Below are 18,872 nucleotides of genomic sequence, written 5' to 3' on the forward strand. Positions count from 1 at the left end.
ATAGGGCCGCCTAGGTAGGGCCGCCTAGGTGGGACCGCTTAGGTGGGGCCGCCTACGACAGTTGAACAGATCACGGCGAGGCACGCCCCGCCACAACGAAAATGGCGCCCGAGGGCGCCATTTCCTTTCTACTGCCTCCAGCTCTAACGTCCAGCCAGCTTCAACCGAAGCCGAACCTTACGCAACCGCATCCACGATCGCGTTGAGCGTCGCGCTCGGACGCATGGCCTTGCTCGTCAGGTCGGTATTCGGACGATAGTAACCGCCGATGTCTGCCGGCTTGCCTTGCACTGCAGCCAGTTCCTCAACGATCTTCGCTTCGTTCGCAGCCAGTTCTTTCGCCACACCAGCGAACTGAGCCTGCAACTGAGCGTCTTCCGTTTGCGCAGCCAGCGCCTCGGCCCAATACAAGGCCAGGTAGAAGTGGCTGCCGCGGTTGTCGATACCGCCAACCTTGCGCGCCGGCGACTTGTCGTTGTCGAGGAACTTGCCGGTAGCCTGGTCGAGCGTCTTCGCCAGAACCTGCGCCTTCGGGTTGTGATACGCGTTGCTCAGATGTTCGAGCGAAGCGGCGAGCGCCAGGAATTCGCCGAGCGAGTCCCAACGCAGGAAGCCTTCTTCGACGAGCTGCTGCACGTGCTTCGGCGCCGAACCGCCAGCGCCCGTTTCGAACAGGCCGCCACCTTCCATCAGCGGCACGATCGACAGCATCTTCGCGCTCGTGCCCAGCTCCATGATCGGGAACAGGTCGGTCAGGTAGTCACGCAGCACGTTGCCGGTGACCGAGATCGTGTCCTTGCCGGCACGAATGCGGTCGATCGAGAACTTCGTGGCTTCGACCGGCGTCAGGATACGGATATCCAGACCGCTCGTGTCGTGGTCCTTCAGGTACGTTTCGACCTTCTTGATGATCTGCGCATCGTGCGCGCGGGCTGCGTCCAGCCAGAACACGGCTGGCGTGTTGCTCGCGCGGGCGCGGTTCACCGCCAGCTTGACCCAATCCTGGATCGGCGCGTCCTTGGTCTGACACATGCGGAAGATGTCGCCTTCCTCAACCTTCTGCTCGAGCAGGACAGTGCCGGCTTCGTCGGTCACGCGGACCACACCGTTCGCCTTGATCTGGAATGTCTTGTCGTGTGAGCCGTATTCTTCCGCCGCTTGCGCCATCAGGCCGACGTTGGGCACGCTGCCCATCGTGACCGGATCGAACGCGCCATGCTTCTTGCAGTCTTCGATCACAGCCTGATACACGTCGGCATAGCAACGGTCCGGAATCACTGCCTTGGCGTCGTGCAGCGCGCCATCGGCCCCCCACATCTTGCCCGACTCGCGGATCATGGCAGGCATCGACGCGTCGACGATCACGTCGCTCGGTACATGCAGGCTCGTGATGCCCTTGTCCGAGTTAACCATCGCCAGATGCGGACGTTGTTCGTATTGCGCCTTGATGTCGGCTTCGATCGCGTCCCGCGTTTGCTCCGGCAGATCCTTCAGGCGCGCGTACAGGTCGCCGATACCGTTGTTCGGATTGAAGCCGACCTTCGCCAGCGCATCCGCGTGTTTGGCCAGCACGTCCTTGTAGAACACCGAGACCACGATGCCGAAGATGATCGGGTCCGAGACCTTCATCATGGTGGCCTTCAGGTGCACCGAGAACAGCACGTTGTTGGCCTTCGCGTCGGCGATCTGCGCTTCGATGAAGCTGCTCAGCGCTTTCTTGCTCAGTACCGAAGCATCGATGATTTCGCCAGCCTTCACCGCGGTCTTTTCTTTCAGAACCGTCTTGCTGCCATCAGCGGCAGTCAGTTCGATCTTCACGTTGCCGGCTGCGCCGATCAACGCGGATTTTTCGCTGCCGTAGAAATCGCCGTTGTTCATGTGCGCGACGTGCGACTTCGAGTCCGCGCTCCATGCACCCATCTTGTGCGGATGCTTGCGGGCGTAGTTCTTGACCGACAACGGCGCCCGGCGATCCGAATTGCCTTCGCGCAGCACCGGGTTCACGGCCGAGCCCTTGATCTTGTCGTAGCGGGCCTTGACGTCTTTCTCTTCGTCGGTCGTCGCGACATCCGGATAGGACGGCAGCTTGTAGCCCTGATCGCGCAGTTCGGCGATCGCGGCCTTCAGTTGCGGCACCGAAGCGCTGATGTTCGGCAGCTTGATGATGTTCGCTTCGGGACGGGTGGTCAGCGCGCCGAGTTCGGCGAGATCGTCGGACCCTTTCTGTTCCGCAGTCAGATAGTCCGGGAACACGGCGATGATGCGGCCGGCCAGCGAGATGTCGCGTGTTTCCACAGCGACGTTCGATGAGCGCGTGAAAGCCTTCACAATCGGCAGCAGCGAGTAGGTCGCCAGAGCCGGCGCTTCGTCGGTAAGGGTGTAGATGATCTTCGGCGATGTAGACATATCTGAGGTGGTGCTTGGTGAATTGATAAACAGAGCGTCGGTCGCGCTGAGCCAGCTGGATTACACCGTCGGGAACTGCAGACGAATGCGCACCGGACTCCGACGCGGCCCACGGACTACTTTTAGGGCGCGCCCGTGAGTATAGGCGTGTTTACCAGAATACGCTTCCAGACCTTGACATAATGGTCGGCTTTCGGGCTGCCTCGGCCGTGCTGATCCGGTGGATTCGGGAGTCACTCGCTGCGCCTGCGATCTGCCTTGTCAGGCGGGCGAAAGCACCGTGTGGCAACGCTTTCCGCGCTGCCGGCCTTGCTTTCGCTACCCGCAAGGCGCGGGCGCTTCGCGGGGCCAGCGGGCCCGAAATGGCAACGCTTCGTCAAAGCGGGGAAACACATCCTTGCTCGTCACGCCAACAATCAGGCGCACGCCGTACAACAAAAAGTACAAACAGCCAATGGGGACGCAATTTGACCACGCCAAATTTCGGCAGGCGAGGCTGACGACGCGCTCTTTTCATCGGAAACGAGCTGTTCACCCTGTCCTTTCACGCAGTCTTGCGCGCTTTCTCGCCTCGCGCCGTCACGGGCAGCGCCACGCGCTTCAGATAAGCCTCGCATAGCGTGATCAGCTGTTCGCGCAGCACCCGAAGCATTTTCGGCGGCGCGCGGCCCTCGAGCACCGCACGGGTCGACCCGACCATGGCGCTGTTGACCATAAAGGTCACGGTCGGCAGATCCTCGAACGAGGCGTCGGTCGCCGTTGCCAGCATCGCCGAGGTCGCGCGCCGCGTCCGTCCGGAGATCTCTAGCACCAGTTCGGCGGCGTTCAGCTCGGCGGCCACGAGGTACAGCGCCCGGGCTTCGTCCACGCGAGCCGTCTTGGCCGCGACGAATGCATGCACGAGCCCCTGCACCATCGTACCGAGCGGTACGTGATGATGCCGCTCGCAGGCCTGCTCGACGGCTGCGGCGACGTGTTCAAGGTGACGCTGCATCACCGCATAGAGAAGCGCCTGCTTGTTCGGGTAGTACTGGTACAGCGTGCCCACCGAGACGCCGGCCCGCTCCGCCACGCGGGTGGTGGTCAGACGCTGCGCGCCCTCGCTCAGCAAAACCTGAATGGTGGCTTCGAATACCGCGTCGACGGTGACCGTTGAACGGGCCTGACGTGGCGTCTTTCTTGGCGTGAGCGCCCGGGCGTGCTTGCTATCCATATGCGAATGGTAAAGCTGAAGAATCCTTCATAAACTGGAATCCTAAACCATTCTTCAAGTACGGACGGATTGCAATGCAAAGTTCATCGTCACAAATCGCGCTGGTCACAGGCGCCAACAAGGGAATCGGACTGGAAATCGTGGGGACGCTGGCGCGCAAAGGCATTCGCGTGCTGCTCGGCGCACGCAACGCCAAACTCGGCGGCGCAGCCGCTGCGCAGTTGAAGGAAGAGGGTTTGGATGTGCAATTCATCGAACTCGATCTCGGCCGTCCCGAGACTCTGCGGGACGCGGCCGCGTGGATCGAAAAGCATGCCGGCAAGCTCGACGTGCTTGTGAACAATGCGGGCATCGCCGTTGCAGGCGACGGTCCGCCGACCAAAGCGGATATCGATACCGTACGGCGCGTCTTCGAGACCAACTTCTTCGGCACGCTTGCGGTTACGCAGGCCATGCTACCGCTTGTGCGAAAGTCGGAAGCCGGGCGCATCGTCAACGTGTCCAGCGGGCTGGGTTCGATCACGTTGAATGGCGATCCCGCCTGGGAGTTTGCGAGCGTCAAGTTTCTGGGCTACAACGCCTCCAAGGCCGCGCTGAACATGCTCACAGTGCAACTCGCCGCCGAACTGCGCGACACGCCGATCAAGGTAAATTCAGCGGATCCTGGCTTTACCGCGACCGATCTCAATCAGCATCGCGGCTATCAAACCATCGAACAGGGAGCGGCCGAAGCGATTCGTCTTGCCTTGCTGGCGGAAGACGGACCCACCGGCGGGTTCTTCAATTCGAGCGGGGCGAACCCGTGGTGAGTCGTGAGTGGTGAGTTGAGTAAACGAGTGAGTGGCGAAGGGCTCGCCACTCGACAGATCAACCCGGCACAGCCGCGTCGAGCAGACCACGCTTTTGCAGCATCGGCTCGACCGCTGGCTCGCGCCCACGGAACGTCCTGAACGCTGTACCCGGATCGATCGAATTGCCCACGCTGTAGATCCACTTCAGCAAACGCTCCGCAGTCGCGCGATCGAACGGATCGCCCGTCTCTTCGAACGCCGCGTAGCCGTCGGCCTCGAGCACCTCGGCCCACATATAGACGTAGTAGCCCGCCGCGTACTGGTCCCCGGAAAACAGGTGCTTGAAATGCGGCAGATAGTGACGCATGCCGATATCTTCAGGAATGCCGATCTTTTCAGCCTGCTCCGCTTCGAACTGCGTGATATCCACCGGCGTGGTATCGGTTCGCGCATGCAAGGCCATGTCCATCAACGCCGGGCCAACATACTGCACGGTCGTGAAGGCCTGGTTGAAGCGGCTTGCGGCCTGCAGGCGCTCAAGCAGTTCCGCCGGAATTGGTTCACCGGTTTCAACGTGCCGGGCGTGACGCAATAGCACCTCGCGCTCCTGGGCCCAGTTCTCGAACAGTTGCGACGGCAGTTCCACGAAGTCCGCGAGTACTCGCGTGCCCGCGAGCCGCTCATACTGCACGTTCGACAGCAGCCCATGCAGGCCGTGTCCGAACTCGTGGAACAGCGTGCGGATGTCGTCGAAGCCGAGCAGCGTCGGCGAGCCCTTCGCGAAGTTGTTGTTGTTCAGCACGATCGGCAGCGTACCGCCGTTGCGGCCCGACTGGGAGCGCAGGATGCTCATCCACGCGCCGCTTCGCCTGGTCTGCCGCGCGAAGTTGTCGCCGATGAACACGCCGATCATCTTTCCTTCGGAGTCCGTCACTTCCCACAGGCGGACATCGGGATGATAGAGCGGGATGCCGTGGCGTTCCTGGAAGCGCACGCCAAAGAGCCGCGACGCGCAATCGAACATCGCAGCCTGCATTGCATCGAGCGAGAAATACGGCTTGACCTGGGCATCGTCGATGGCAAAGCTTTTCTGCCGCACCTTCTCGGACAGATAACGCCAGTCCCACGCGGCAATCGGCGTCGGCTGCCCCAGTTCAGTAGCCAGCGCCGTCAGTTGTTCGCGATCATGCTGCGCCTTGGCGATAGCAGGCTTCCACGCACGCTGCAGCAGTTCATCGACAGCCGCCACCGAAGGCGCCATGCGATCGGCCAGCTTGTAGTCGGCAAACGTCGCGTAACCGAGCAGCGCGGCCTGCTCCTGCCGCAGCGCAACGATCTTCGCGGTCAACGGGCGGTTATCGTGATCGCCCGCATAGGCACCGCGTTGGCGACGTGCATGCCAGACCTGTTCGCGCAGATCACGGCGCTCGGAAAACGTCAGGAACGGCTCGGCAAGCGAAGGCGACAGCGTGATGACGTGAGCGCCCTCGGGCAACCCGCGCTCACGCGCCGCCTGCGATGCGGCGGCAAGCACGAACGATGGCAAGCCAGCGAGGTCGTCGCCTGCGACTGTCAAGGCGAACGACGACTCATCGGCGAGCACGTTCTGGGAAAATTGCGTGGTGAGCGTCGCCAGTTCTTCGGCAATCGCAGCGAAGCGGGCCTTGTCGTCTTTGCCGAGCGTGGCGCCTGCGCGCTCGAAGTCCAGATGAAAGCGTTCGAGCAAGCGCTGCTGCTCGGTCGACAAGCCGAGACTGCTGCGCCGCTCGTAAAGAGCGTGCAGTCGCGTGAACAAACCTTCGTTCTGGTAAATCGCGCTTGCATGCACCGCCAGACGCGGCGAATACTCAAGCTCGATGGCCTGCAACGCGGGCGAGGTTTCGCTCGACGAGAGATTGTCGAACACCAGTTCGACGCGGAGTAGCAATTGGCCGCACGCGTCGAGCGCGGCTACGGTGTTCTCAAAGGTGGGGGCCTGCGCGGCCGTGGCAATGGCTTCGATTTCGCGCTTGTGCTGAAGCATCGCGGCGTCGAAGGCGGCGGGAAAATGCTCAGGGAGAATGCGATCGAACGGAGGTAAGCCGTACGGTGTTTGCCATTCTTCGAGTAGAGGATTGGCTTCTTGCGAGAGGGACATGGATGGTTTCCTTAACGCGGGGTCCCTATTCTAGTCCTCGGTTGACGCCGTGACATCCGGATAGACGTAGTCCACGTACTCCTCGCCTTTCCTTACGCATTGAAATCCGGCCGACTCGTACAGAAACTGGGCCGGATTACCGCGGAACACGCTCAACGTCAGTTTCGCAAAGCCCTGCGTGCGCGCGTCGTTCATGTAGTGATCGAGGAGCAGCCGGCCCAGTCCGCGTTGCCGCAATTCGGGCACCACGTGGATCGATGCGAGACACGCCGCATCGTCGATGATCTCCCAGAAGCAGTATCCAACCGGCACGCCATCCTGCTCGACGACGGACATGCGCTCGAGCGCACCGGTCCACTGCCGCAGATGCGAATGCATCGCATCTTTCCAACGCTGCTCGTGCTCGGGTTCGATCGTCTGGATGTAGTTCAGCTCACCCTTGTAGACCATCGGGAGATCGGTAGGCCGTGCTTTTCTGACGGTATGGCTGGGATTCACAACCGCACTCCTTCGCGCAAGATCGAGATCAACCGCCTGGATCGCGCGGAGGCCGCATTCTATCTGCAATCTTCGGGGCGCGTCGCTGCCTCCAAAATACCGCGGTGCGCTCGCATAATCCTGCTTGCGCTCTAACTGCTCCAACTCGCTCGCTGCGCGTTCAGTTCGCTCCACGCTCCACGCTCAGGGCTCAGGGCTCAGGGCTCAGGGCTCGGAGTCCCAGTAATCGAGCGAATTTTCCTTGCGTTGAATGCCGACGAACGCGCGGCTCGCTCCCGCGCCGCGCACTATTGCCTGGTACTTGCCGGAGTCGGGATACTCGACTACTTCCGGATCGTCGCGCGTGCTGATCGAAAGGTATTTCAAAGGTGCAGCAGACGAGTTGATGATCTGATGCGGGTACTGAGGACCCGGCGGAATGAAAATGACATCGCCACCGCGGATCGGCAACATTTCTCCTGCCACCCGTAGCGTGCCCTCGCCCTCGAGAATCACAAACATCTCCTCCTGCGCGTAATGAAAATGATAGGGACACGAGCGTTTGCCCGGCGCCACGATATCGATCGACGCACCGAGTTTCTGCGCCGCCGTACCCATTGCGAGACGCGTACACAGCGTTTCATACAGTGGCGGCCGAACCTCCGCACCCAGTTCGGCATCGTTGAAGTTTCTGATGAGCTGTGCTGCAAGCTCCTTGACCTTACCGCTCATATCTTTTTCGCTCCAAGGATGGATCGGACCGTTACGCTCCGTCGTCATGACGTCCGGAGCGACGGGTCTTGTCTGATTTTATTATTCCGCGCCCATCGCCTTTCATCCGACAAAAAGCAGCTTTCCTGCCTGTTTAACAGGCAGGGCAACTTCACTTCCGGACGCGCACTGCGAAGCCGTAGACGCACGCCTGGCCCTCATTATTGAGTCACGTTTTCTTTTTTGCCAAACGTTTGCGAATTGCATATCAAGTTCACCGCCCAGGCTGCCGAAAACGCGTTTATAGCGTCAATGCCACTTGAGGGAGCATCTTGTGAAGCCGCTACTGATTTTCGTGGCCCTTCTCGCTTTGGCCGGATGCGCGCAAGTGCCCCCGGTTACCGCTACGCAGCCAGAGAAGGCGCCTGTCTCGACCGATATCATGAGTTTCACGATCCCGCCGGATGCGCTCGGCGCTCGCGATCCGCAACTGACCGCCGTGCTCGCCAAAGTGGGCACGCTGGCGGCGGCACAGAAACAGCCGACGACGATTCTCGTGACCGCGCTCGGGCAGGACCTGCCGTACCTCAACCAGGCCATCTGGCGAGGCGTGCCCGCGCAACATGCGGTGAAACTGAATCTCGACAACCTGACGGCAGGCGCGAACCAGCCGTACAGCGTGTCGATCAAGCCAACGCCATAAGGAAGCTGGGTTTATGTATCGCCTATCCGTAATGGCAACGAGTCTGCTGCTGGCGACATCCGCGTTTGCGGGCCAGCCCGCCAGCGCAGCGCCACCCGCCGCTGCAAGCGCGCTCGTCATGCCAGGCGCACCCGCCGCATCAGACAAGGTCTATCCGCCGTTGCCGACCCTGGCGATGCTGCCGCCGAACAGCGACGACGAAGACGATCCGCAGCCCAAACTCTCGCAGCAGCGGAAAAAGAAAATCCGCATACCGGACCGCAAGAGCATCGCGCCGGTCCCGCACATGGTTGTGTCGGATGCATCGCACGCGTACCTCGGCAACATCGAAAAGCAACTCGATCTCGCCCTGGCCAAATAACGCCCTACTACCCACAGTCGTAGCAACCCACGTAATTCCCGTCGTTCGTGCAGTTCCCGCAATTTCGCTAAGTCTCGCAAGTCCCGTAAGTCGCGCAATTCCTGTTCAACCGCGAACGCCCACTTAACACCGGGCTTCATTACGTATCGCAAGCACGCGGAGGCATGACCCGTGTTGTCCAACCATTTACCTATCGCCGCGGCGCTACTGCGCCGCCGCTCCCGCCACAACCTGCTGCGGCATGCGTACGCAGCACTCGCCGTTTCGCTGTTGTGCGGCGCAGTGCACGCGCAGGAAGACTGCTTCAATCAGGCCGCCGCGTATCATGGCGTCAACCCGTCCGTGCTGCGAGCGGTCGCGTGGTTCGAATCGAAAGGCGACGCGAGCGCGATCAACCGCAACGCGAACGGCTCGATCGACGTCGGCCAGTTGCAGATCAATTCCATCCACTTCGGCGACCTGGCCCGCGAGGGGGTGCCCCACCGCGCGCTCACCGACCCTTGCGTGAACGTCTACGTGGCCGCGTGGCTGCTGAAGCAGAAGATGGTCAAGTACGGCAACACGTGGCGCGCGATCGGCGCGTACCACTCGGAATCACCGAAGCTGCGCGACGCTTACGCGCGCAGCATTCAGAAAATCCTCGTGATGTGGGGTGAATTGCAGGTTGCTTCGAATTCCCAATAAGCGGGTCTGCGTGGGTGTTTGCGCGTGCCTAGGCAGGTCGATGTCAGTCTGGGCTGGCAGGTTTAGGAGGGGAAGTGGTACGGGGATTGCTGGCTTGTAAACTATCCCCATTCCTGCCCGGAGATCCACGTGACGAGCCATTCTCCCGATGTAGAGAAGGACACGAAGCAGCCCGCTGATGGCCCTCCGATTGACGTTTCGAGACCCATTGGCGACGCCCTCCCAACGCCCGTCGAACCTGGCCTCGATCAACCGCTGCCCGAAAAGCCGGCGGATGAGCCCGAGGAGAAAGAGAAGAATAAAGGCAATGCGAGCGCCGGCTCGCTTGGCGATACCGACACGCCGCCGGGTGTGCCAGAACCTGGTCCGTCGGACTTCGCTTAGCTGCTGCGATGGAAATCGCCTTTCGTCGTTGTCGGGCGCGGGGTTTCGCTTACGTCCGCATCCGCCCGGCTCGAACCATCGCGCGTCAGCAACCCGCGCTCAATGGTGGTCGGGCGGCTCATGCGACTGGATAGGCTGCGCCGGAGTTGCCGCTGATTTCGCGGGCGGCTGCGCCTCATTCATGGCCTGCGCGATGATGCTCTTCGCCTCCGCGCTACCCGAATCGACGACCAGAGCGTTGCCGGCGTTGTGCCAGGCGCAGTTCCAGCGCTCCATATACATACAGCCCCGCGCGACATCGAGCGCGGCGTCGCGCTGCTGTTCGCGGCCGGTCAGATCCGTGCGCATATCGAGCGCCTCCTGATTCTTCGGTTGCGTAGCGAGGGCGGCTGAGAGATGCGACTCGGCTGCGGTCAGGTTGTCCTTTTGCAGCATCGCCCGAGCGATCTGAAGATTCCTCGTTACCTCTGGACGCACCTGATCTGGCTTGCCATTGACGTTGGCCTTCGTGATGGCATCGCGCTTGACGTCAGGCGTTGACGACGTCGAGGGATGCGGCGCAGCGGCCAGAGTCTTTGGCGCCGGCTTGGGCACGACGGTCGATGGCCTGGAGGCGGTTGCAATGGCAGGTGTGGACGAGGCAGGCTTCGACACGGGAGGCGTTTGCGCAATCGGGCGCGGTGCCGTTGAACTCTGCACGGCTGCGCTTCGGGCGGCCGAACTCTGTGCAGTTGCGACGTGCGCAGCCGGATTCTGAGCGGCCGGATTCTGCGCAACCGGAGCCGGTGAGACCGCAGCCTGAGTGATGGTCCGACTCGGCGCTACCGCAGGCGGTAAGTTCGCGAGCTGAGACGCCGGCTTCGGAGCCACTGCTTTAGGTGCGGCGGTCTCGGCTTCAGGCAGTTTCGACGCAAGCGACGCGGGCGCGGCGGGTTTGGCTGCGAGCGTTGCGGACGCAGCGGGTTTCGTCGCGAGTGACGCAGGAGGATTCGATTTAGCTGCAAGCGGCACGGAGGCAGAGGGATTAGCCGCAAGCGAAGGATTTGCTACGAGCGGCGCAGGCGTTGCCGGCCTCGCTGCGAGCGGCACAGACGCAGAGGGCTTCGCTAGCGTCGCGGGCGAAGCGGGCTTCGCCGCAAGGGACGCAGGCGCAGACGGCGCCGTCGTCACCACAGAACTCGCCGCGGCTGGCGCAGGAACCGCAGCGCGCGGCACGGCCTCCTGCGTCAACACCGTGCCGGACACCGCCTTTGGCACCACGGCAATCACCGGGCTACTGGGCCGCAAGGCAATATACCCGGCCACCGCCGCCACGAGGAACAACACCACAAGTCCCGCAATGACCCAGACAAACGGAGATCGCCTGGGCGCACGCCAGGGATCATATTTGGCGTGAAACCGGTCGTCCTCCACACCCGCCGGCGTGTTCCACGCCGCAGGCGCCGCCAGTTGCGGCGCGATCGAGGAAGCGGGAGGAGGAAGACGGACGCTGGCAGATGCGGCAGACGGCGAATACCAGCCGAGCGGATCGAGCTGATTGGCCCCGCAAGACGGACAGGACAGCAGATTGGTGGCTAGTGTCACACCACAGTGCCGGCACTGTGTCGAATCGCGCTGATCGGAGGTTATATCACTAAGCATTGTCCGAACCGCTACCTACGTTGCGAGAACAGGCAGATCCTGCTTACAGGTCAGCAGGTTTAGCGCAATATGATCTGCTGGTGCACAAAGATCAATCGGCGATTTCAGACATTTGGCGGATGGATGATATTCACACGCGTTAGAGGCGAAATAACGCTAAATAAAGTGCGTTGTCTCACCTGTTTTGCGTCGCCTGAGCGCAACAGCCAGCGCGGGTGGCTTCCTGTCTGAAACGACGGCACCCAGCTGGCGCAAATGTTGCGCGACAGCGCGCGCAATTCAGCGCACACTGAGTGGAGGCTCGAACAATTTCGACGAGCACACACGCAAAAGGGAGTCCTGTCATGGCAAAAGGTCAGATGCGCAGTAATCGCGAAGTCAAGAAACCGAAGCAGGCCAAAAAGCCGACGCCCACCACCCTGCCGTCAGGCTCGCCGCCCATTCGGGTAGCGCCCGCTTCGTCGTCGACAACGAAGAAGCATTAAGCTTGAGCTAATCAACGCCGGCATGCGCCGCACCTAACGGTGCAGCGCTGCTTACGGCGAGCCGGGGACGAAAGTCCCCGCGGCTCGCCGTTTTAGTTTCTGGTCAACCAGCAAGGAACTCATATGTCGAGTACCGCTCTGTTCTTCACCGCTGCGGGCGTCGGATTGGCGGTTGCGGCACCTGTCGGACCGATGGGCATGCTGTGCATCCGTCGCACGCTCACCGAAGGCCCGCAAGCGGGACTCGCCATCGGCATTGGAATCGCCAGCGGCGATGCCGTCTATGGTCTCGTCGCGGCACTCGGACTGGTCGGGTTATCGCACTTCATGCTCGCCTACGACCGGCCACTGCATTTCGCCGCCGGCCTGTTCCTGCTTTACCTCGGAATGCGCGCGCTGCTGCAGAAAACGCCCGCTAACGCCGCAAACGACGGCAGCTCCGCCCGCAACAGCTACGCCGGCACGGCGCGAGCCTATGCGAGCGCACTGCTTCTCACGCTGACAAACCCACAGACCGTCATCATGTTCGCCGCGCTATTCACGACGCTTGCGCCACGCGGCCCGTTCTCGACGACCGTTGCGCTGACAACAGTATCCGGTGTGTTCTGCGGTTCGATTGCATGGTGGTGTTGCCTCGTCACGGCCGTTACGCTGGCCCGTCATGCCCTCGGCAGCAAACTGCGCAGGTGGATCGATCGCGGCGTGGGGATGGCGCTGGCGGTATTCGGCGTGGTCGAGATTCGCCGCGCGCTCTGAGGGTTCACGCACCCGGCACGCTCACGTTCCAGTTTTGCGACAATAGCGCCTTTGCCGCGCCAGTTCGCGCCGCCGCGTCCACGTTTGCCGTGGGGCGCGCCGGCGTTCGGATGCGGTTCGCAACCCCACACGGCCGCCAGCGGTCCGCTCCATGTCACTCCCGCATATCGAACTGCTGTATTCCTTTTCCGGCCTGTTTGTCGGCTTTCTCGTCGGGCTGACCGGCGTCGGAGGCGGCTCGCTGATGACGCCGATCCTGGTCCTGCTGTTCAAGGTCCATCCCGCTACCGCGGTGGGCACCGATCTGCTCTACGCGGCCGCCACCAAGGCAACCGGCACACTCGTGCACGGCCTGAAGGGTTCGGTGGACTGGCAGGTGACAACCCGGCTCGCCGCCGGCAGCGTCCCCGCCGCAACCGTCACCTTGATCCTCCTGCACCGCTACGGCATGGACACGCCGGGCGCGAGCCGGCTGATCCAGATCGTGCTCGGTGCGGCGTTGCTGATTACCTCGGTGGCGCTGGTGTTCAGGCCGCAACTGGCGAAACTCGGCGCAGGCCGCCAGAGCTCACTCACGCAAGGCCGCACGCTCGGTTTGACCGTGCTGACCGGGGCGGTACTGGGGGTTCTGGTGTCATTGACCTCGGTGGGCGCCGGGGCGATCGGTGTCACGGTGCTGTTGCTGCTGTATCCGCGCCTGCCCACCACGCGGATCGTCGGCTCGGACATCGCGCATGCCGTGCCGCTCACGCTGCTCGCCGGTGCCGGGCATTGGCTGCTCGGCTCGATCGACTGGTCGATGCTGCTGTCGCTACTCGTGGGTTCGCTGCCTGGTATCGCGATCGGCAGCTATCTGTCTGCTCGAGCGCCGGATGCGCTGCTGCGTAATGTCCTCGCCGCCACGCTGACGCTGGTGGGCGTAAGGCTGGTGCTTTCCTGACGCACGCCGCCAGCAGAGGGCGCTGCGAAGACCCTCGCCTTACCTCGCCGTATATGCCCGGTACGCCCGGGCAAACGCCGGTTCACCGCTGCCGCTCGACTTCTACTTGAAGAACCGGCAGGTCAGATCGGTTTCGAACTGGCGCACCCAATGGCCGGCGTCATCGACGCGATACGACTGCGCCCAGCCGCCGCGCCGCACGGTCACGAGACGCCGGTGATGGGCGACGTCGTCCGGATCGGCTGACCCGGTGATTTCAAAATGCGCCGGCGCGAAGCCGTGCCGTGCGCACACCAGTTCAAAGGCTGCCCGTTCGCCGATTGGCAGGTCCGTGTAGCGCTGAAGCATAGCGTCCATTTTGGTTCGCTCCGGGTGTGTTCCGGGTGCAGGCCGGCTCCCAACCTCAACAGTACGCTTCAACCAGCGAAATTTGTGTGTCACAGCGCACGACGGATATAGCTCGCGTCGGCCAGCACCGGAACGCCATGCCGCGCTACCCACGGCGCATCGCCTCGCCAAAAGCAGAACGGGCCCCGGCGATTCATCGGGGCCCGTTCTGGGTATAGCCGAGCGCGACGCGCTCAGGCGCTGGTCATCATCAGGAAACCTGTGCAGGCCGAACCTGCAGGAGCCTCACGGGCCTGCAGGCCGGCGCCGCTTGCAACGGCGCGCGAGCCACGGCCGATCATCCGGCCGCGGCGATCACGCCCACGGCCTCCATCAGTTCGGCAGCACCACCGTCAGCTTGTTCGACACCGAGGTCACGCCGTCGACACCCTTGGCGACGTCACCGGCCTTGTCGATCTGGCCTTGGTCAGGCACCGAACCCGTCAGCGTCACTGCGCCGCCACGAGCGCGCACAGAGATGCTCGACACGTCGATACCCTGAGCCTTGGCGAGCGCGCTGCGCACTTTGCGGCCCAGTGTGCGGTTTTCTTTTTTGACGGCCTTGGCACTCGGGGCAGCCATCGCGCCCGACGCAGCCATTGCATCGCTTGATTGCGCATACGTGTTGCACGCTATCACCACCGCCACCACACCACCCAGCGCCTTCAGAAAATCGACCGATTTCATGATTTCTCCTTTTACTTCGGTTATGACCGCATCTACCAAGCGGCTTCGTTACGACTTCGGACTGCCATGACAGCGCGCGACAAGGCACGGCTGGGCCACGGCCGATTGGGCTTCGACACGGAGTTGCGAGAGGCGAGAGTGGCCGGCCCGGCGATCGCATTGCGATGCACGAGCCAGCATGCCGTGAGGTCCGCCAACGCGCCCGGTTCTACTTTGTCGCGCCGGGTCGCGCTGCGCAAACGTTGAAACGCGGCAGCGATGCACAATTTAATCTACGCGCGCGAGAAGCGCAAAGGGTTTAGCGAGGGTCCGCGGCCCGGCGCGTAAGGTTCGGAGGCATTGTGGACCCCATTTCAGGTGGGTTTCTCCTGGGTTTTACGTCAATTGCGTGCCGGTTGCAGGCCGGTGTTATGCGGTTTTGCCGCTATCTCGAGCGCGATTCAAGGGCAGTTAACGCAAGTTTCGCTCGCATCACACGCGCATCACACGCGCATCTCACGCGCATCTCACGTTTTGTTACGGGTTTGTCAGCCCATCCCCACCGCTCATGCGCCGAAGCCGCGACAATCTCATGTACCATCGGCGCGAACATGCCGCTGCGGGCTTTGCCGCGAGCCGCCACGTGCCCTGCGTGCCCCCCGCGTGCCTATAGCCACCGCATTCATCGAACGATCCGTAGCCCTCACGTCAGCCCATGAAGTCTTCCTCCGGCCGCAAACCGCCCCGCCTGGTCGCCCGTTTCGTGGCCATCTCCTGGCGCGATCTCGCGGTGTCGTTCGGTCCGATTGTGTTGATCGCCGCCGTCGCCATCTGGGTAGCCGTGCGCCTGATCCAGCCCGCGCCGCCCCACACGCTGACCATCACCGCCGGTCCCGAGGGCAGTTCGTTCTGGAATGCCGCGCAAAAGTACAAGACCATCCTCGCGCGCAACGGCATCACCCTCAACGTCCTGACCTCCGAGGGTTCGGCCCAGAACCTCATGCGCCTCGCCAATCCGGACAGCAAGGTCGACGTGGGTTTCGTGCAGGACGGTGTCGCCCCCGGACCGGTGCCTGACGGGCTGATGTCGCTCGGCAGCGTGGCCTACGTGCCGCTCGCGATCTTCTATCACGGCCGCACCGCCACGCGGCTGTCGGAATTCAAGGGCTTGCGGCTCGCGATCGGCGCCGAGGGCAGCGGTACGCGCGAACTGGCGCTGGCCCTGCTGAAGGCGAACGGCATCGAGCCGGGCGGCCCCACCACCCTGCTGCCGCTGTCTGGCGACGACGCCGCCCAGGCGCTGGTCTCCGGTCAGATCGACGCGGCCTTCCTGACGGGCGATTCCGCGCAACCGCCGGTGATGGGCAAGCTCTACCGCACACCCAACGTGCAGTTCTACAATTTCACGCAGGCTGAAGCCTATGCGCGGCGCTTTCCTTACCTGACTGAGATCCATCTGCCGATGGGCGCCTTCGACCTCGGCAAGAACCTGCCGCCGGCGCCGATCCAGATGGTCGCGCCGACCGAGGAACTGGTGGCGCGCGACTCGTTGCACCCGGCGCTTTCCGATCTGCTGATCGAAGCGGCCCGCGAAGTGCACGGCCGCGCTAACGTCATGCAGCGTGCGGGGGAATTCCCGGCACCGCTCGCGCACGACTTCCCGATCAGCGACGACGCCGCGCGCTACTACAAGTCAGGCAAAAGCTTCCTGTACCGGATACTGCCGTTCTGGATCGCGAGCCTCGCCGACCGCCTGCTGGTCGTCGTGGTGCCGCTGATCGTGTTGCTGGTGCCGGCGCTGCGGCTGGTGCCGGCGCTGTACGCGTGGCGGGTCAAGTCGCGAATCTACCGCTGGTATGGCGCACTGATCGCCCTCGAACGCGGCGCGCTCAACGACACTTCGCCCGAAGAGCGTCAACAGTTGATCGAAAAGCTCGACGAGATCGAGGGATCGGTCAACGGACTGAAGATGCCGCTCGCCTATGCGGACCAGTTCTACGTGCTGCGCGAGCATATTGGCTTCGTACGCCAACGGCTGACGCTGCAGCAGGAACACGAGGCTGCGCAGGAAGCGGCGCGTGCCTCGGGCGGCGAGGACGATTCCGACGCGCCGGGCGCCTCGGGTGGGCCGTCCGCTGCGCCGCCTCAGACCGCGTGAGATGTCTGGCCGGTGCAACGAGCGCTGCACTCGGCCCCGGCTCCGCGTAAGATCACAGCAGACTGGATGGTTTAGCAGACGCGCGTAGCAGACACGCGTAGCGGACGCTTATAAAACCTGCACGTTCCGTCCAGATCCGAGCAATCCGGGAGACACCTATGACCAATGGCATCGACGCCAGGCAACCGTTGTGGTTTTACGACTTCGTCTCGCCGTTTACGTATCTGTTGCTCGAGCAACATGACAAGTGGCCGGGATTTCCGTTCGTCTTCACGCCGGTTGTACTGAACGATTTGTACCAGCACTGGGGCCAGCGTCCCGCCTACGGCGTGCCCACCAAGCGCGTGTACATGTATCGTCACGCGCTGTTTCGCGCGGATCAGCTAGGCATCCCGTTCAAGATGCCGCCGGCCCATCCGTTCGATTCGACCAAACCGCTGCTGCTCGCCGTCGCCGCCAAGGCCGACATCCATTGCGCACGCGAGATCTTTCGCTTTATCTGGCGCGAAGGGCGCGATCCGTCAAGCGAGGAAGGTTTTGCCGCGCTGTGCGAACGGGTTGGCCTGCCTGACGGTCCCCAGTTGATCCAGGACGAAGAGATCAAGGCGCAACTGCGCCGCAACACGGCGGATGCGATCCAGCTCGGTGTCTTCGGAGTGCCGACCTTCTGGCTTAACGACCAGTTGTTCTGGGGAGAAGATGCCCTGCCGATGGTGCTGTACAGCGCGCGCACGCCGAACTGGCTTGAATCGAAGGAAGTGAAGCGCATCAGTTCGCTGCCCTCCGGGATGTAGGCTTGCGAGCTCGCCGCAGGTACTGCCGGGCTCGCGGTGTGTGATCCCGGCCATACCGCGCCCGCTATGGCGGGCGCACGGCAAACAGGCCTAAGGTTATAGACTTCGCGCCCCGCTTCGCGAGCTCTTCGGCTGGGGCTCCAAACGGCGCACTCACAGAGTCTGATCCGCCCACCTGATCCATGGACGACACCGCTGCCTCCCTCGATATCTGGCTCGTACGCGTGCTGCGTACGCTGCTCGTCGAGCGAAGCGTCACGCTGACGGCGCAGCGCCTGAACCAGACCCAGCCTGCCATCAGCACCGCGCTGCGCAGGCTGCGCGAAACGCTGAACGACCCGATCCTCGTACGCGGTAAATCCGGCATGGTGCCGACGGAATACGGCGCGTCGCTGCTGCCGTCCGCGCAACGAGTGCTGCGTGAAGTGGATTTTGTCGCGACCCCGCATGGCGACTTCGATCCGGGCCGCTCGCGACGCACCTTCCGGGTCGCGGCCCCGGACTATCTGAACGACTTTTTCATGCCGACCGTCATCGCACAGTTTCGCGAGGCGGCACCGCACGCGCGTCTGGAAATCGATTCGCTGAACCCCACGCTCGACCACGCTACCGCGCTAGAGGCCGGCGAACTGGATCTGGTGATCGGCAACTGGCCAAAGCCCGATCCTCGCTTCGAGAAAAGCGATCTGTTCTCGGATACGGTGGTGTGCCTGATGCGCGCTGATCATCCGCTGGCGCAGCGGCCGATGACGCGCGAAACCTATCTCGCCGCTCCGCATCTCGCACCCACGCCGTATAGCGGCGCGCGGGGCGGCGCCGTCGATACCGGCTTTGCGCGGGCACGTGCCGAGCGCCGCATCGTCACGACACTGCCCTACTTCGGCCTCGTGCCACAGGTGCTGCTGCAGTCCGACCTGATCTTCACCACGACGCGCCGCTTTGCGATGCACTACGCAAACATGCTGCCGCTCGCGGTCGTGGACGTGCCGATTCCGTTTCCACGCATCAAGTGCTATCAGTTGTGGCATCCGCAGCCGGACAGGCCAAGCGATATCGGCTGGCTGCGGACGTTGATGTCGGACGTGTCGGAGCGACTGGTGTCGCAGAAGGCGCGGCGCGTGAAGCGCGCGCCTGCGGTGCAGCGGGAAGTTTCGGAAGCGGAGCGGTAGAAAGTTCCG

At 62.8% G+C, this 18,872-nt stretch carries 19 protein-coding genes; 11 read left to right on the forward strand and 8 right to left on the reverse strand.

What is annotated here, in order from left to right; genetic code table 11:
• Positions 1 to 177: 177 nt before the first annotated feature.
• Together BUS06_RS19555 and BUS06_RS19560 are read right to left on the reverse strand one after the other, a co-directional pair.
• The gene (locus BUS06_RS19555) at positions 178 to 2,406 is read right to left on the reverse strand and encodes an NADP-dependent isocitrate dehydrogenase (RefSeq protein ID WP_074265747.1); all 2,229 of its coding nucleotides are present in this window, start codon (positions 2,404 to 2,406) and stop codon (positions 178 to 180) included.
• A gap of 544 nt (positions 2,407 to 2,950) precedes the next feature.
• Positions 2,951 to 3,619, reverse strand: a complete 669-nt coding sequence (locus tag BUS06_RS19560; protein ID WP_074265748.1) for a TetR/AcrR family transcriptional regulator — start codon at positions 3,617 to 3,619, stop codon at positions 2,951 to 2,953.
• Between the two features lie 74 nt (positions 3,620 to 3,693).
• Here BUS06_RS19560 and BUS06_RS19565 point away from each other — a divergent pair, with 74 nt between their 5' ends.
• Complete coding sequence (locus BUS06_RS19565) at positions 3,694 to 4,428, forward strand: SDR family oxidoreductase (protein WP_074265749.1); 735 nt, start codon at positions 3,694 to 3,696, stop codon at positions 4,426 to 4,428.
• Positions 4,429 to 4,486: 58 nt separating this feature from the next.
• Here the strand turns inward: BUS06_RS19565 and BUS06_RS19570 are convergent, their stop codons facing one another.
• From BUS06_RS19570 to BUS06_RS19580, 3 genes are all read right to left on the reverse strand, one after another.
• Complete coding sequence (locus tag BUS06_RS19570; protein WP_074265750.1) at positions 4,487 to 6,547, reverse strand: M3 family metallopeptidase; 2,061 nt, start codon at positions 6,545 to 6,547, stop codon at positions 4,487 to 4,489.
• Between the two features lie 30 nt (positions 6,548 to 6,577).
• Positions 6,578 to 7,045 carry a GNAT family N-acetyltransferase gene (locus BUS06_RS19575; protein WP_143787559.1) on the reverse strand — a complete coding sequence of 156 codons (468 nt, stop codon included), beginning with the start codon at positions 7,043 to 7,045 and terminating at the stop codon, positions 6,578 to 6,580.
• Positions 7,046 to 7,249: 204 nt separating this feature from the next.
• Positions 7,250 to 7,756 carry a cupin domain-containing protein gene (locus BUS06_RS19580; protein WP_074265752.1) on the reverse strand — a complete coding sequence of 169 codons (507 nt, stop codon included), beginning with the start codon at positions 7,754 to 7,756 and terminating at the stop codon, positions 7,250 to 7,252.
• A 313-nt stretch (positions 7,757 to 8,069) separates the two neighbouring features.
• On the opposite strand from BUS06_RS19580, the gene BUS06_RS19585 reads away from it, so the two are divergent.
• The 4 genes from BUS06_RS19585 (at position 8,070) to BUS06_RS19600 (ending at position 9,867) form a co-directional block, all read left to right on the forward strand.
• Positions 8,070 to 8,438: a hypothetical protein gene (locus tag BUS06_RS19585; protein ID WP_074265753.1), complete on the forward strand. Its 369-nt coding sequence runs from the start codon at positions 8,070 to 8,072 to the stop codon at positions 8,436 to 8,438.
• 13 nt (positions 8,439 to 8,451) lie between these two features.
• Positions 8,452 to 8,799 (forward strand): hypothetical protein, encoded by a 348-nt coding sequence (locus tag BUS06_RS19590; RefSeq protein ID WP_074265754.1) that lies wholly within the window; start codon positions 8,452 to 8,454, stop codon positions 8,797 to 8,799.
• Positions 8,800 to 9,030: 231 nt separating this feature from the next.
• Positions 9,031 to 9,483, forward strand: coding sequence for a lytic transglycosylase domain-containing protein (locus BUS06_RS19595; RefSeq protein WP_174567534.1), 453 nt, complete (start codon positions 9,031 to 9,033; stop codon positions 9,481 to 9,483).
• 129 nt (positions 9,484 to 9,612) lie between these two features.
• Positions 9,613 to 9,867: a hypothetical protein gene (locus BUS06_RS19600; protein WP_074265755.1), complete on the forward strand. Its 255-nt coding sequence runs from the start codon at positions 9,613 to 9,615 to the stop codon at positions 9,865 to 9,867.
• A gap of 99 nt (positions 9,868 to 9,966) precedes the next feature.
• Here the strand turns inward: BUS06_RS19600 and BUS06_RS19605 are convergent, their stop codons facing one another.
• Complete coding sequence (locus tag BUS06_RS19605; RefSeq protein ID WP_074265756.1) at positions 9,967 to 11,451, reverse strand: hypothetical protein; 1,485 nt, start codon at positions 11,449 to 11,451, stop codon at positions 9,967 to 9,969.
• Positions 11,452 to 11,852: 401 nt separating this feature from the next.
• On the opposite strand from BUS06_RS19605, the gene BUS06_RS37870 reads away from it, so the two are divergent.
• The 3 genes from BUS06_RS37870 to BUS06_RS19615 all read left to right on the forward strand — a co-directional run bounded on the left by BUS06_RS37870 (position 11,853) and on the right by BUS06_RS19615 (position 13,689).
• Positions 11,853 to 11,993, forward strand: coding sequence for a hypothetical protein (locus tag BUS06_RS37870; protein WP_166660659.1), 141 nt, complete (start codon positions 11,853 to 11,855; stop codon positions 11,991 to 11,993).
• A gap of 123 nt (positions 11,994 to 12,116) precedes the next feature.
• Positions 12,117 to 12,749, forward strand: a complete 633-nt coding sequence (locus BUS06_RS19610) for a LysE family translocator (protein WP_074265757.1) — start codon at positions 12,117 to 12,119, stop codon at positions 12,747 to 12,749.
• Positions 12,750 to 12,900: 151 nt separating this feature from the next.
• On the forward strand, positions 12,901 to 13,689 hold the full coding sequence (locus BUS06_RS19615; protein WP_074265758.1) for a sulfite exporter TauE/SafE family protein: 789 nt from the start codon (positions 12,901 to 12,903) through the stop codon (positions 13,687 to 13,689).
• A 102-nt stretch (positions 13,690 to 13,791) separates the two neighbouring features.
• Here BUS06_RS19615 and BUS06_RS19620 read toward each other — a convergent pair whose 3' ends face one another.
• Together BUS06_RS19620 and BUS06_RS19625 are read right to left on the reverse strand one after the other, a co-directional pair.
• A complete protein-coding gene (locus BUS06_RS19620; RefSeq protein WP_074265759.1) occupies positions 13,792 to 14,046 on the reverse strand; it encodes a hypothetical protein in 255 nt (84 codons plus the stop codon).
• Positions 14,047 to 14,409: 363 nt separating this feature from the next.
• Positions 14,410 to 14,763 (reverse strand): BON domain-containing protein, encoded by a 354-nt coding sequence (locus BUS06_RS19625; protein WP_074265760.1) that lies wholly within the window; start codon positions 14,761 to 14,763, stop codon positions 14,410 to 14,412.
• A 694-nt stretch (positions 14,764 to 15,457) separates the two neighbouring features.
• On the opposite strand from BUS06_RS19625, the gene BUS06_RS19630 reads away from it, so the two are divergent.
• From BUS06_RS19630 to BUS06_RS19640, 3 genes are all read left to right on the forward strand, one after another.
• Positions 15,458 to 16,900: a TAXI family TRAP transporter solute-binding subunit gene (locus BUS06_RS19630; protein ID WP_074265761.1), complete on the forward strand. Its 1,443-nt coding sequence runs from the start codon at positions 15,458 to 15,460 to the stop codon at positions 16,898 to 16,900.
• 158 nt (positions 16,901 to 17,058) lie between these two features.
• Positions 17,059 to 17,694 carry a 2-hydroxychromene-2-carboxylate isomerase gene (locus BUS06_RS19635; RefSeq protein ID WP_074265762.1) on the forward strand — a complete coding sequence of 212 codons (636 nt, stop codon included), beginning with the start codon at positions 17,059 to 17,061 and terminating at the stop codon, positions 17,692 to 17,694.
• Positions 17,695 to 17,876: 182 nt separating this feature from the next.
• Positions 17,877 to 18,863 carry a LysR substrate-binding domain-containing protein gene (locus BUS06_RS19640; RefSeq protein WP_074265763.1) on the forward strand — a complete coding sequence of 329 codons (987 nt, stop codon included), beginning with the start codon at positions 17,877 to 17,879 and terminating at the stop codon, positions 18,861 to 18,863.
• Positions 18,864 to 18,872 lie beyond the last annotated feature (9 nt).

Origin of the sequence: Paraburkholderia phenazinium, assembly GCF_900141745.1 — a bacterium.
Classification (GTDB): domain Bacteria; phylum Pseudomonadota; class Gammaproteobacteria; order Burkholderiales; family Burkholderiaceae; genus Paraburkholderia; species Paraburkholderia phenazinium_B.